Annotated in this window: 8 protein-coding genes; 1 reads left to right on the top strand and 7 read right to left on the bottom strand. The window is 72.7% G+C overall.

The window, feature by feature from the left end:
• Positions 1-67: 67 nt before the first annotated feature.
• The 4 genes from OHA03_RS26600 to OHA03_RS26585 are packed head-to-tail and all read right to left on the bottom strand — an operon-like array spanning position 68 to position 4537.
• On the bottom strand, positions 68-673 hold the full coding sequence (locus OHA03_RS26600) for an ATP/GTP-binding protein (protein ID WP_093775451.1): 606 nt from the start codon (positions 671-673) through the stop codon (positions 68-70).
• Positions 654-1091, bottom strand: a complete 438-nt coding sequence (locus OHA03_RS26595; protein ID WP_267006274.1) for a DUF742 domain-containing protein — start codon at positions 1089-1091, stop codon at positions 654-656. The genes OHA03_RS26600 and OHA03_RS26595 overlap by 20 nt, the downstream gene beginning before the upstream one ends.
• A 9-nt stretch (positions 1092-1100) precedes the next feature.
• Complete coding sequence (locus OHA03_RS26590) at positions 1101-1544, bottom strand: roadblock/LC7 domain-containing protein (RefSeq protein ID WP_267006273.1); 444 nt, start codon at positions 1542-1544, stop codon at positions 1101-1103.
• Positions 1541-4537, bottom strand: coding sequence for a nitrate- and nitrite sensing domain-containing protein (locus OHA03_RS26585; RefSeq protein WP_267006272.1), 2997 nt, complete (start codon positions 4535-4537; stop codon positions 1541-1543). The genes OHA03_RS26590 and OHA03_RS26585 overlap by 4 nt, the downstream gene beginning before the upstream one ends.
• A 403-nt stretch (positions 4538-4940) precedes the next feature.
• Here OHA03_RS26585 and OHA03_RS26580 point away from each other — a divergent pair, with 403 nt between their 5' ends.
• Positions 4941-5408 (top strand): hypothetical protein, encoded by a 468-nt coding sequence (locus OHA03_RS26580; protein ID WP_267006271.1) that lies wholly within the window; start codon positions 4941-4943, stop codon positions 5406-5408.
• A gap of 2 nt (positions 5409-5410) precedes the next feature.
• Here OHA03_RS26580 and OHA03_RS26575 read toward each other — a convergent pair whose 3' ends face one another.
• The 3 genes from OHA03_RS26575 to OHA03_RS26565 form a co-directional block, all read right to left on the bottom strand.
• Positions 5411-10261, bottom strand: coding sequence for a hypothetical protein (locus OHA03_RS26575; protein WP_267006270.1), 4851 nt, complete (start codon positions 10259-10261; stop codon positions 5411-5413).
• A 53-nt stretch (positions 10262-10314) separates the two neighbouring features.
• Entirely contained in the window at positions 10315-11250 is a 936-nt protein-coding gene (locus OHA03_RS26570) for a hypothetical protein (RefSeq protein ID WP_267006269.1), read from the bottom strand.
• Between the two features lie 216 nt (positions 11251-11466).
• Complete coding sequence (locus OHA03_RS26565) at positions 11467-12993, bottom strand: hypothetical protein (protein ID WP_267006268.1); 1527 nt, start codon at positions 12991-12993, stop codon at positions 11467-11469.
• Between the last annotated feature and the right edge of the window lie 21 nt (positions 12994-13014).

The raw sequence follows: 13014 nt of genomic DNA, 5'->3' as shown, positions 1-13014 counted from the left end.
GGACGGCCCCAGGATGCGCGGCCCGTACCCCGGTCGGTGGGGGTGCGGGCCGCGTTCCGCCGCGTACTCAGGTGGTGGCGGGCTCACGGAGGCGGTCCGCTCGGGCCAGCGCGTGTTCGACGACCGTGACCAGCACATCGCGCACGGAGGACCGGTCGCGCGCGTCGCACATCAGCACCGGTACCTCGGGGTCGAGGTCCAGCGCAGCCTGCACCGTCCGGGTCGGGAACCGGTCGGCTCCCTCGAAGCAGTTGACGGCGACGGTGAACGGGATCTCGCGCCGTTCGAAGTAGTCGACGGCCGCGAAGCAGTCCTCCAGACGCCGGGTGTCCGCGAGAACGACCGCGCCCAGGGCGCCCTGGGCCAGTTCGTCCCAGAGGAACCAGAACCGGTCCTGTCCCGGTGTGCCGAACAGGTACAGCACCAGGTCCTCGCGGAGCGTGATCCGCCCGAAGTCCATGGCCACGGTGGTGGTGGTCTTGGCCTCGACTCCGGCCGTGTCGTCCACGGGGCGGCCCGCCTCCGTCAGCCGCTCCTCCGTACGCAGCGGTCTGATCTCGCTGACCGCGCCCACCAGCGTCGTCTTGCCCACACCGAAGCCGCCCGCCACCAGGATTTTCAAGGTGACCGGCTCCACGGGCCGCGTGCTGCGGCTAGAGCGCCCGAAGGCCATTGATCACCTCGCGAAGAATGTTCACATCCGGCAGCTCGGCCGGCGGAACGGGACGGGTTACGTGCACCAGTTCGTCCTCGACGAGATCGCCGACCAGCACCCGGACCACCCCGACGGGGAGATCCAGACCGGACGCCAGCTCGGCGATCGACTGGGGCATGCCATTGCAGAGTTCGATGATCTCCACGTGTTCCGGGGAGAGCGTCTGATTCCGGCCCGGATCGTCGGCCGCGGGTTCCGGGACGACGATCGCGATCAGGTCGAGACGATGGCGGGACGCGCTGCTGGTACGGCCCCGGGTCATCGCGTACGGACGGACCACCGGCCCCGCCTCGGCGTCGTACCAGCGCGACGACTGCGGATCGCCGGAAGCGGCCGGGGATCCGGGGGGTGCGCCCCGGGAGGAGTCAGCGCTCATGCCATCCACTCACCCTCCGGCGTGCAGACCGGACGACCGTGGGGCGTTGGCCAGGTGGACCCCCACGCGCTTGACCATGAGCGTCATCTCGTACGCCACCTGACCCACGTCGGAGTCGGAGTCGGCCAGCACGGCGAGACAGCTGCCGTCGCCGGCGGCCGTGACGAAGAGGAACGCCTCGTCGAGTTCGACGACGGTCTGGCGGACGCGACCCGCGTCGAAGTGGCGTCCGACTCCCTTGGCGAGGCTGTGGAACCCGGAGGCGACAGCCGCCAGATGCTCACTGTCCTCTCGGGTCAGGTCCTTGGACGTGCCGGTGGGAAGGCCGTCGCTGGAGAGCACCAGCGCCTTGCGGATGGAGCCGACGCGCTCGACGAGTTCGTCGAGGAGCCAGTTGAGTTCGCCGGATCCCTGGCATGTGACGTCGGGTGCTGCGGCGTTCGGTGCGGTCATCGACCGTCCCCTCCCGGAGTGGTTCCTTGTGCTGTCTCGCCGAGACCGGTCCCGTCCTCGGCGTTCTGCCGGCGGCCGCGCTGCCAGCCGCGCTGCATCGAAGCCATACGGTTGCGTACTTCCTCCGCGTCCCGCTCGATGTCCTCCGCCGGTTCCGTGCGGGCCGGCTCGGAGGCGCGGCCGCCGGAGCCTTCGCGGAGCTGCGGGACGAGGCTGGCCTGCCGGATCCGGCGGGGCAGGCCGTCCACGGTCCCCGGGTTCGAGGACGGCCCGGTGGATCGGGAGGAGGGTACGGCCGATGGCGTCGCCGCAGCCGGTGCCGACGCGGATGCGACGGACTCGGTGGGCGGCCGGAAGCCGGTGGGCTGCCGGGGTTCGGTGGGCGGCCGGAAGCCGGTGGGCTGCCGGGGTTCGGTGGGCTGCCGGGTGTCGGCGGTGGAGTGCCAGGGACCAGTGGCGGACTGCCCGGCGCCGGGCCCGGTGCGCGAGGGCTCCGGGTCGATGGTCGTGGGGTGCGCGCGGCCGGTCTCGTCGACCCGGCGGCCGCGGTCGGTGACCAGCGTGGGCGGCTTGCGGCGGGGCAGCGGTACCGGACCGCCCGGGCGCATCGCCCGGACGTCGGCCGTGGACTCGGGGACCTGGTCGGCGGCCTGCTGATGCTGGTCGCGGTCGTCGTCGCGCCGGAAGCCGTTGTCGGCGTCGCGCCGGCGGGTGTGGTCCCCTGCACGGCGCAGGTCGCGGGCGCGGAAAATGCCGCCGCGCTCGCTCTCGGTGTCGTCGATGTCGGACACCCCGTCGAGTACCGGGTCGAGGACGACGTCCAGTACAGGGTCGACCACGGGGTCGGTCCCCAAGCCGAGCGCTCCGACCGGGGCTTCGAGCTCGACCGGTCCGTCCAGACCGGTCGGACCCACAAGGCCGGTGGGAACAGGGGCGAGGCCGGCGGACCCCGGCTCGCCCGTACCGTCGGATGTCCACGGGTCCGCCACGCCGTCCCTGCGGTTCTTGTCGCTGCGCGGTCCCTCATTGCTGGGCCTGCCGCTGCCGATCGCCTTCTCGGCGCGGCGGTCGAGGCGGAATCCGGTGCCGTGCGCCTCCGCGGCGTCGGTGAGCAGGGCCGCCGGGATGAAGACGACGGCGGTGGTTCCTCCGTACGGAGAAGTCTGCAAGGAGACGCGGACGTTCTGCCGCTGGGCCAGCCGGCTCACCACGAAAAGGCCGAGGCGGTCGGTGTCGGAGAGTTCGAACTCGGGGGTCTCTGCGAGCCGCAGATTCGCGTCCAGCAGCACTTCGGGAGCCATGCCGAGGCCGCGGTCGTGGATTTCGAGGGTGAAGCCGTTGGCGACGCGGTCGCCGTGCACGTGGACCGCGGTGTGCGGGGGCGAGAACACCGTGGCGTTCTCCAGGAGTTCGGCGATCAGGTGGGTGAGGTCGGCGACTGCGGGGCCTCCGACGCCGATCCGCGGCAGGCGGCGCACCTCGATCCGCTCGTAGTCCTCGACCTCGGCGACCGCTGCCCGCACCACGTCCATCAGCTGGATGGGCTTGCGCCACTGCCGGGACGGCGCCGCGCCGGAAAGAATCACGAGGCCTTCGGCGTGCCGCCTCATGCGGGTGGTGAGGTGGTCGAGGCGGAAGAGGTCCGCGAGCTCGTCGGTGTTCTCGGTGCGGCGCTCCATGGCGTCCAGGAGCGTCAACTGGCGATGCAGGAGCACCTGGTTGCGGCGTGCGAGGTTGACGAAGACCTCGGAGACGCCGCGTCGCATGTCGGCCTGCTTGACCGCGGCTTCGACGGCGGCGCGTTGCAGGGTGTTGAGGGCCTGGCCGACCTGGCCGATCTCGTCCCGCTCGTAACTGAGATGCGGGGCCTCGGTCTCGACGTCGACGTGTTCGCCCGCGGCGAGGCGGCGCATCACGCTCGGCAGTCGTACGCCGGAGACCTCGTGGGCGTCCTTGCGGAGCCGGGAGAGGTCGCGGACGAGTTCGCGACCGATGCGGACGGATACGAAGACGGAGACGAGCAGGGCGAGGAAACCGAGGATTCCCGCGACCCCGGCCTTGACCAGGACGCTGTAGCCGACGGGCCTGCCGCGATCCTGGAAGCGGTTGTTCATCTCGGTCGAGTCGTCTGCCAGTTGGTCCAGGACCGGCAGGGCCACCTCCTGCCAGCGTTCGGCGTCGACCGTACGGGGGGCGCGGGTGGGGCCGGCGGCGATTAGCTTGTTCTCCGCGGTGCGCAGCGGCTCGCTGTCCGGGCTCGCCCAGTACTGCTCCACGCGTCGGCGCTCCGCCGACGGGAGGACCTCGCTGTTGATCTCGTAAAGCAGCTTGCGGTTGGCGGCGAGATCGGAGATCTGCCGGAGTTCGGGGGCGTCGAGCCGTCCGGCGATGAGCGCCGAGGCCACCAGAGCGTCTTCCCGGGACAGCATTTCGCGAGCCCGCGAGATGTTGATCAGCGCGCGTACCTGCTTGTCCATCGACGCGTTCTCCGTCGTGTGGAGGCCGGTCAGGAAGCGGTAGCACGGGTCGACGAGACGGTTGTAGAACTGCAGCGCCTGATTGCGGTCGATGGTGCGCTTCTCGACGGAGTCGCGGAGCGCGCCGAGGCCGTCGACGGCGCTGAGCACCGAATTGAGCTGCTCTTCGGCATCGGGACTCAGCGCGTCGCGAATCTCCTTCTGCCGGGCGCTCTCCTTGACGTCCGCCACGACGCGGTCGGTGGCGGCCCGTTGGCGGCGCAGCAGGGGAAGCGCATCGGAGGCGCGGGGGTCCGCAAGGAAGACCAGTGTCTGGCGGCGCTCGTTCTGAATGACCCGGACGGTGTCCTCGAGTGGGTGGCCGACCTTCTCCACGATGGTGCTCGCGCCCATCAGGTCACCGGCCTCACGGCCGGTCAGGAAGGTGGCGAAGCCCCAGAGTGCGGTGAGGGAGACGAGCGGCACCAGCAGCAACGCCACGATCTTCCTGCGGATGGACTTTCCGCGAAAGCGCATGGCCTCCCCCAGCTCGGCCCCGCACGGCGGGGGTGGGTGTTCCGTCAACAAACGGCGCGAGCCTACTACTGCCGCACAGGCAACTCGAAGACACGTCCGGACTATTTTCGGCCGCACAACCGCGTGTCGATCATGAGTTCTCGCGGCATTCCGGGAGATGAAATCCGCGAAAGCGGCAGAAGAGACCCGGCACAGCGCCTCAATCCCTCACCCGGCAGTTGGCTGGAACTCTTCGTTCCGCGAGGGGGCGAGGGAATCTTCGCTGCCGGTCACTCGTCTGTCTGTACGAGGGAGAGGGATTGCGGGGAGCGCGTAGGACAGGATGGTTCCGCCCGCCTGCGTAGAAACGGCGCATGCCGGGCAGCAACCCTTAAGGCGGACAGCGGTGGGGAGTTGAGAGTCCTTGGACACGGAAGAGCGTCGAGGTGCGGCGTCGGCGGCGGGCGGGACACGGATCCCGCGGCAGCCGTTGTGGGTGGAGGAGCCCGCGGTGCGGCGGCGGATGCCGGATCCGGTCCGTACGGCGGCCGTGCGTGCTGTGCTCGTCATATCACTGACGATCATTCAGGCCATGGTGGCTCTGCTGAGCACGATGACGGGTTCCTGGCTGGCGTTCCCCATGATGCTGAGCAGTGTGGGCAGCACGGTGGTCGCGACCTGGGCGGTGCTGGATGTGTGGGTGACCCGGCAGGTCTGGAATCAGCGCCACGGTGTGGTGTCCGTGCCGAGCAGTTCGGCGCGGCAGCTGCGCCGGGAGCGGCGCGCCGCGCGACGGGCGGCGCGGGCGGCGGAGCGGGAAGCCGCACGGATACGCCGCCGGGGCGCGAGCAGCCTGTCAGGAGCTGGAGCACGCGCCCCGGTGAGAAGTTGAGGTCAGTCGTCGGTCGGGGTGTCCGGAGCCCAGGGGGCCTGGGGGGTCTCAGGCGAGGCTGACGCATCAGGAGCCGTCGGTGTGCGCTTGAACATGCGGGTGGCGGTGATCTCGCCGTGCACCGTCTCGCCGTTGGGATCCTGCTGCGGCAGACCGGGGCGCAGATGCTCCTCCACGCTGATGTACTTCAGGCCCGCCCGCAGGTCCGCGTCGTTGCGCAACCGAATGACCAGCGGGAATTCGGCGAGCGCCGTCGTGTCGAACAGCCCCGTGGTGTAGAGCAGTTGTACGCCGAGTGCGTCCGACACCGCTCGCTGGAGCTCCAGCAGATACGTGGCGTTGGCCCGGCCGATGGGATTGTCCAGGAAGAGCGTGCCCGCGTGGCGATGCTGGTGGCGGTCACGGCCCCGGTCGTTGCTGCGCAGTGCGGCCATCGTGCAGTAGAGCGCGATGGCGGCGGTGAGCAGCTGGCCGCCGGAGAAGACGTCGCCCATCTGACCGACCGGGACGCGTTCGGCGCGGAGCACCGCGTCCGGCTTGAGGATCTCCACGGCGATGCCCTTGGGCTCCAGCGCCGCCTGTACGCCGCGCAGCAGAAGGGACATGCCGTCGCGGCGCAGATCGGAGTTCTTCTTGAGCGCGGCGCGAGTGGCATCGTCGATGACCTCGCCGAGCCGTTCGGTGAGCGTCGCCTGGTCGGGCTCCTCGAAGCGGATCCGGAGGAACTCCTGGCCGGACCACTCCCCCAGCCCCTCCGGCAGCTGGGAGAGCCGCTGGGCGGACCGCAAGGTGGTGAGCGCGGACTCCACGAGTCCGCGGAGCCGGTCGACGATGGAGTCGCGGTTGCGCTCCAGCTGGGCCAGCTCATCGGTGAGGACACGGAGGCGGGGCGCGAAGGCGGCGGCCCACTTCTCGGCGTGCTCGGGCAGGGCGGCGGCCGGGAGTTCGCGGATCTGCTGGCGCGCCGGGGTACGGACCTGTTCGTAGCGGGTGGAGTTGGCGTGCCGTACGAGCACATCGCTCGCCTCGCGCACCCCACTCTCGGCGGCGGAGAGGTCGGCGGCGCAGCCGCGCAGTGAGCGACGGGCCTCGGCGGCGGACTGCCGGGCCTCGTCGAGGCTGCCCGGGTACGGCTCGGGGGACTCGGAGTCGTCGTCCGCGCCGTGGTCCCTGAGCAGGTCGCGCAGGAGGGCCGCGGTCTCGTCGAAGCCACCGGCCGAGGCCTCGGAGGTGCGGTGGGCGTGCAGCAGCTCGGCGTGGGCGGCGCGGGCGGTGTCCAGGGCACCGGTTGCGGTGCCGAGTTCGGCTGTGGCGGTACGCAGCAGGGCCTGGGCCTGCTCGGCGTCGGCGGGGACCAGCTCGTCGGGAAGCTCGGTGTGGTGGTCCTCGCCGTCGGCCGGCGCCAGGCGCTCGGCCTCGCCGCGCAGTCGGCCGAGCTGCTCGCTCGCCGTGGAGGCGCGGGTCTCCAGGAGCTGGACCAGGGACTCGGCTCGGGCGGCGGCCGCCTGGCGGGACGGGCCGTCGGCGCCGTCGGTGCCTTCGAGGAGCTGGGCGGCGCGGGTGCGGACCTTGTTGGTGAGCCGGTCCAGCTCGGCGAGGGCGGCGCTCTCGTCGCTCTCGGCGCGGGCCTGTTCGGCGCGCAGGTCGGCGCCGACGCCGACCTTCTCGTACAGCTGGGACGCGGCCCGGTAGGCCTCGCGCAGGGCGGGGAGGGCAGGGCGCGATGCGTCGCCCTCGGGCTCCGGGATGTTCTCGGGGGCGCCGGCGATCTCGGCGCGCTCGGCCCGCAGGGCGCGGGCGGTGCGGCGGGCGTCGTCGGCGGCGCGCTGGGCGTCCCTGCGGTCCTCGTCGGCGGCGCGGGCCCGCTCCAGGCAGACGGTGGCGCGGGCTTCGGACTCGGCTGCCTCCTCGACCAGTTCACGCAGTTTTGCCTGCCAGCCGGCGCGTTCGCGCAGCCGGTGGGCCAGGCCTGCGAGTACGTCGGCGACGCGGCGGGCGCGCTGGGCGGCCTCCTGTCGCTCGTCGCGGACGCGGGCGGTGTCGGCGGCGGCTTCGTCGGCCTCGGCGCGTGCCGTGCGGGCCTCGGCGAGCGCGGCCTGGGCCGTCTCGGCGGCCGTGCGGGCGGTGCGGGCGGCTTCGGCGAGCTCGGCAAGCATGCCGGGCGGGCAGTCGGCACGCCAGGAGCCGATGCGGGCGGCGAGCGACCGGTCCCCGGTGAGGCGGGCCGCGAGCGTGCGGATGTCCTCGTCCCGGGCGGCGGCCCGGCTCCTGAGCGCCTGACGTTCCTCGTCGGCGGCGTGCTCGTCGTGCATGGCCGGGTTCGGCGGGACGAGGAACACACCGTCGGCGTCGGAGCCGGAACCGGAGGCCGGTACGGGGGCGAGCAGCGCGGCGGCGGTGCCGACGGCCACGGCGGAGCGCGGCAGCAGGGCGGCGCTGCCCAGGACTTCACGGGCGCGGGCGTGCGAATCCGCGTCGGTGATGACCACGCCGTCGACCAGCTCGGGACGGGCGGCGAGCACCGCCGCGTGGTCGGCGGGGTCGACGGCCTGGGCGAGATAGCGCCAGCCGGGCAGTGCCGGGATGCCGTGCTCGCCGAGATATTCGACGGTGGCGAGGACGTCGGGTCCGGGCGGCAGCAGTCCGCCGTCGCCGAGCGCGCCGAGGATGCGGGAGTCGTCGGCGGCCGCGGTGCGCAGTTCGAAGAGGCGCCGTTCCGCGGCGGCGATGCCCTGGTCGAGGAGGTCCCGCAGCTCGTCGGCGTTGCGGTCGAGCTCCTCGGCGGTGAGCGGCTGCTCGCTGCTGACGGTGTGGTCGGTGATGAGTGCGTGATCGGCGACGGCTGTCTGCCGGTCGGATCCGGCGGCCGAGGTGCCCGTACCGTCACCGGGTCGGCCGTGTGATGCGGAGTGGGCTCCGGACGCATGGGAGTCGGTGGCGTCCGCAGCTGCGCCCGGTTCGTCTCCGGCGGTGCCCCGGCGGGGTCGCGGTACTCCGGTGCCGGGTGCCGGGGGCAGGCTAAGCAGGTCGGCGAGGCGGTGGTCGGCGGCGATCGACTCGGCGGCCCTCAGCTCGGCCTCGTACGACTGTTCCGCTGCCTGCGCAGCGTCGGCGGCGCGCGCCGCGGCGAGCTCGGCGCGGCTCTCGGTGGCCGCCGCTTCCCTGGCCCGGTCGGCCGCGGCGCCGGCGGCTTCCCTGGCCTTGTTCCAGGCGGCGACGGTGGACTGCTCGGCGTCGCTCGCGGCGAGGGCGGCGCGCGCCGGGTCGGCGTCCGGCGCGGTGTTGTCGAGCCAGCCCGCCCGTACGGCCTCGGCGGTCTCCTGCTCGACCTCGGCAAGACGCTGGCGCAGATGTCCGGCCTCGCTGCGGGCACGCTGGGCCTCGGTGGCGGCAGTGGTGGCGTCCCGGTGGGCGGTCTCGCCTGCGGCCTGGAGGGTGTCGGAGCGCTCCTCCTCTTCGTTGGCGACCTGCTCGCCGGCCTCCGCGGCGGTGTGCAGGGCGCGTACGAGGTCGGCGGCGGCCGTGGCGCGGGCGGCGAGCGCGGGTGCGGCGTCGCGCTCGGCCTCGCGGATGGCGACGGCGACGCGCGCGGACCGGTCGGCGGCGGCACGGTGACGGAGGACGGCTTCGGCTGCCTGCCAGGCGGAGTGCAGGGTGCGGGCCTCGACCAGTTCTCGGCGCTGGGCGGCGGCGCCCTTCTCGGCTGCGGCCAGCGCCAGGGACGCATGACGGTAGGCCAGTTCGGCGGCGATGAGGCCGCTGCGGCTACGGGCCTCCTCGGCGGCGCCGACGGTGTGGGCGGCGCCCGTCACCTGCTCGGCGAGGTCTGCGGCGCGGCCTCGCTCCTCGGCGGCCCGGGCGGAGAGCCGACGGGCCAGGGTGCGGGTGCGGCGCTCGGCGCCCGCGTGGATGTCGCGGGTGCGGGAGCGGGTGTCGGCGGCCTCGACGATCCGGCCGAGCAGATCGACCGAGCCTGCGGTGAAGTCACGCTCCGCGGTGAGTTCGGCCCGGCGGCCCAGCTTGTTGCCGAAGCCGCTGACCAGGTCGGCGAGGCCGTCCGTGTCGCGGGTGTCGGTGACGGCGCGGAGCAGCAGGTCGGTGAAGTCGGAGTCCTTCTTGACCGCGAAGAGGCCTGCGGCCTCGCCCTCGTCGGCATTCATCTCGCGCTGGTAGCGGAAGAGTTCGGGGTCGAGGCCGAGGTCGCCGAGGTGCTCGTTCCACCGGTCGTGGATCTCTTCCCAGTGCACATCGAGGTGCTGGTAGAACTTGCCCGCGTCCGTGAGGGCGTCCCGGAAGCCCTTCATGGTGCGGCGCCGGCCATGGGCGCCGGAGGCGCCTTCGACGGGACGGCCGACGGCGGTGGCCTCGGCGACCGGCAGCGAGTCGAGGCTGAGCCCGGGCCCGGGGCGGAAGGAGTACCAGGCCTCGGCGAACTTGCGGGGGTCGTTGGAGACCTGGCGTCCGCGCCACTCGCTGACCTTGCCGACGACCACGCACTCGCCGGTGAGGGTGTGCTGCCACTCCAGGGCGACATGGCCGCAGTCGTCGGCGAGCAGGAACTTGCGCAGTACGCCGGAGCTGGCACCGCCCAGGGTGTTGCGGTGGCCGGGCAGCATCACCGAGAAGATCAGCTTCAGCAGGACCGACTTGCCGCCGCCGTTCTCCAGGAACAGCACACCGGCGGGGGCGGGGCGGCGCGGTGGGCCGACCGGCTCCTCCTCGAAGAACTCCGCCTGGGCCGGCGCGGGGTGGGGCACGGGCTCGCCCACTCCGCGCAGGTCAAGCACGGTGTCGGCGTAGCGCGCACCGGCAGGCCCGATGGAGTAGAGGCGGACCCGGGACAGCTCGTACATGGCGGCGGACTCTCGTCGTTCGGAAAGCAGGAGTGGGGCGGCGGTGCGGGTGCTCAGGCGTGGAAGGGCAGACCGGCGTCGGCCGCCAGCTCCAGGTCGTCGCCGTCGGGCGGCGGCAGCAGCGTCGCCGATCCGTCGGTGACGGGTACGACGCCGAGCTCCAGCAGTTCGGCCATGGCGGCGGTGCCCGCCATGTCGCGGACCTGCAGCTGGTAGCGGGCCGTGGTGCGGAAGGCACCCCCGGCGTCGTCGCCGGTGCGCTGGAGGAAGCCGGAGTCGGTGAGGAAGGCGACGGCCTTGCCGACGATGCCGGTGGTGGAGCCGGCCAGCCGCCGGGCGTCCTTCGTCGCACCGGTGGCGCTGCGCCGGGCGTAGATCCGCCAGGCCGCTTCGAGTCCGGGGGCGTCGGTCGCCGGGTCGGTGTTGTCGCCGTGTTCCTCGGCCCGCTCCTCCAGGCGGTGGCAGGCCTGGCGTACGAACGCGTCGATGCCGTTGACCGTGATCCGGCCGATGTACGCGTCGTCGGCGAGGTCCTCGGGGCGCGGGAAGGCCATGGCGGCGACGGCGAGGTGGGCCAGTCCGTGCAGGAAGCGGTCGGCGGAGTCGGACGAGGCGCGTCGGGCGTAGTCGCCCATGCGGACGGCGAAGACCGAGTCCTCGCCCGCCGTCACGGCCATGCCCGCCCGGGTGGACACCTCCAGGACGACGAGACCGAGCCCGGTGGCCACGGCGTCGGCGAGCCGGGCGAAGGGGGTCTCTTCCCGGTAGCGGCGGAGCAGCTCGGCGTATTCGGCGTCGCGGGCGGGCAGCAGCTTGGGCTGCAGCCCGAAGGCGACGAGCCGGGCTGCGTCGGCCGCGTCGGCCGGGGTGACGGCGGCGGGCGCCGTGGACTCGTGGGCGGCTTCGCCGTCGGGCGCGTACCCGACGGTGGCGTACCCGGCGGTCGGCTCGCTCCACGCGTCGGTGTGCTCTGCGCGGTGGTCGCTCACGACGGTCGCTCCTCGGTGCGGAAGATCGGTGGTACGGGGTGGACGGCGCGGGCTCTGCCGGCGTCCGTCGGGAACGGTGCGGGCCGGACCGTGCGCACGGGGCGCCGACCCCGGCTCGGCGGTGAACAGGTCCGGACAGCCGGTGACCGGAGCAGGGGTGGCGGCGACCGGGACCGGATCTGCGGTGACCGGGGCGGACCCGGCGCCGCGACCCGCTCATGACGCCTCCGAGCGGTCCGCGGCCATGCCGGCCGCGTCCAGCAGGGCCATGCCCACGATCAGATCCGCTCCGCCGAACTCCGGGTCGTCGAGCTCGGTCCCGTCGTCCACGGCGAACAGCAGCCGCCGCTCGCCCTGGCGGTAGGCCGTACCGACCGGCGGGGACGCGGCGTGGACCGCAAGCAGGGCGACCAGATAGGGCAGGTCCGGATCGCTCCGCCGGGCCTCGGCGAGGAGGCCGGAGAGCCGGCGAGGTGCGTCGTGCTCCAGATCGAGGAGGTTCATGGCGCTCGCCAGCTGCTCCTCGCTGAACCTGCTGTCGTCCGGGGTGGCGATCAGATCCGGCTCGGGCATCTCGGCGCCCAGATGCTCACGCTCCAGGGGCGGGGTGAGCAGCAAGTCGACCAGGTCAGCCACCCGTACGGAGGTGGGCGTGCGCAGCCCCGTGCCGTGGGCGAAGAACGCGTCGGTGACGCGGATGGCCTGTTCGACGGGGAGCGGCAGCAGCGGGGCGACCAGCTGGCCGTACAGGTCGAGGCCGGTCCTGGCCGTCGGGGTGGCGAACGCCTGCCGGTCCTGCTCGGCACGGAACAGCGGTCCTGCCTCCAGCAGGCGGGACTGCAGCTGGGTGTGGCGGCGGATGCAGTCCTTGACTATGTCGACGAGTTCGGCGGCGCGGCGCTTGTGCTCGGGGTCCTCCGCCTCGTCCCTGGCCTTGCGGATGTTGGTGAGGATCGCATTCTCGTGGCGGTAGCGGTCGGCCACGTGGTCCAGTGCCTCGGCGATCATGTCAGGCACGGCGTTGAGCCAGTCGACGGCCCTGACGTTGCGCCGGGTCGCCTCCAGCGTCCTGCGGAGCGTCTCCGCGTACTGCACGGTGCGGTAGCGGGCCTGTTCGGCGGCGAGCTGCGCATCGGCGAGGCGGCCCCGGCTGATCAGGACCTCCAGTTTCACCTCGGCGGCGATCTGGGCGCTGGTGACGTCCGTGTCGAGGGCACCGACCAGGACGTTGACCGCTTCGTCGGTGGCCCTCAGATAGACGCTGCCGCCGTAGCCGGGGACCTCTTCGATCAGCTTGAAGTCGTAGTCCCTGCGGACATACACCCCGTCGGGGCCGAAAGTGCCGTACACCGCGCGGAAGCCGCGGTCCACGCTTCCGACATTGATCAGGTTCTCCAGCACCCAGCGGGCGACACGCTCGTGCTCCGCGACGGGACGGCGCGGGGCCTGGGCGGCGACGCGCGGGAGCAGTTTGGCCACTATCTGCTCGTGGTCGGCGCCCGTGTCGAAGTCCATGTGCAGCGTGACCTGGTCGATCGCGGCGAGCGCGACCTCCGCCATCGCGTAGACCGTGTACTCACCGGCCAGATTCGCCTTGCGCACGTCGAGGTCGTGCAGCGGCGCCGTGCAGGCGAGCGCGCGCAGCCGCCGCGAGAGCCCCTCGTCGGCGGCCGGGCCCGGGGCGGGCCGCGGCCCCGCGCTGAGCTGGGGCGCAGCGTTGTCCGTGTAGGCAGGCGAAGTCACGCTGCACAGATTAGGTCCTCA

Source organism: Streptomyces sp. NBC_00154 (genome assembly GCF_026342835.1).
Lineage (GTDB): Bacteria > Actinomycetota > Actinomycetes > Streptomycetales > Streptomycetaceae > Streptomyces.
Note: the sequence above shows the minus strand (reverse complement) of the source record. Positions and strands in the feature narration are given on the sequence as shown.

Coding starts and splice junctions, on each gene's coding strand:
- OHA03_RS26600 (WP_093775451.1), bottom strand. CDS start 673: ATGGCCTTCGGGCGCTCTAGCCGCAGCACGCGGCCCGTGGAGCCGGTC.
- OHA03_RS26585 (WP_267006272.1), bottom strand. CDS start 4,537: ATGCGCTTTCGCGGAAAGTCCATCCGCAGGAAGATCGTGGCGTTGCTG.
- OHA03_RS26575 (WP_267006270.1), bottom strand. CDS start 10,261: ATGTACGAGCTGTCCCGGGTCCGCCTCTACTCCATCGGGCCTGCCGGT.
- OHA03_RS26595 (WP_267006274.1), bottom strand. CDS start 1,091: ATGAGCGCTGACTCCTCCCGGGGCGCACCCCCCGGATCCCCGGCCGCT.
- OHA03_RS26590 (WP_267006273.1), bottom strand. CDS start 1,544: ATGACCGCACCGAACGCCGCAGCACCCGACGTCACATGCCAGGGATCC.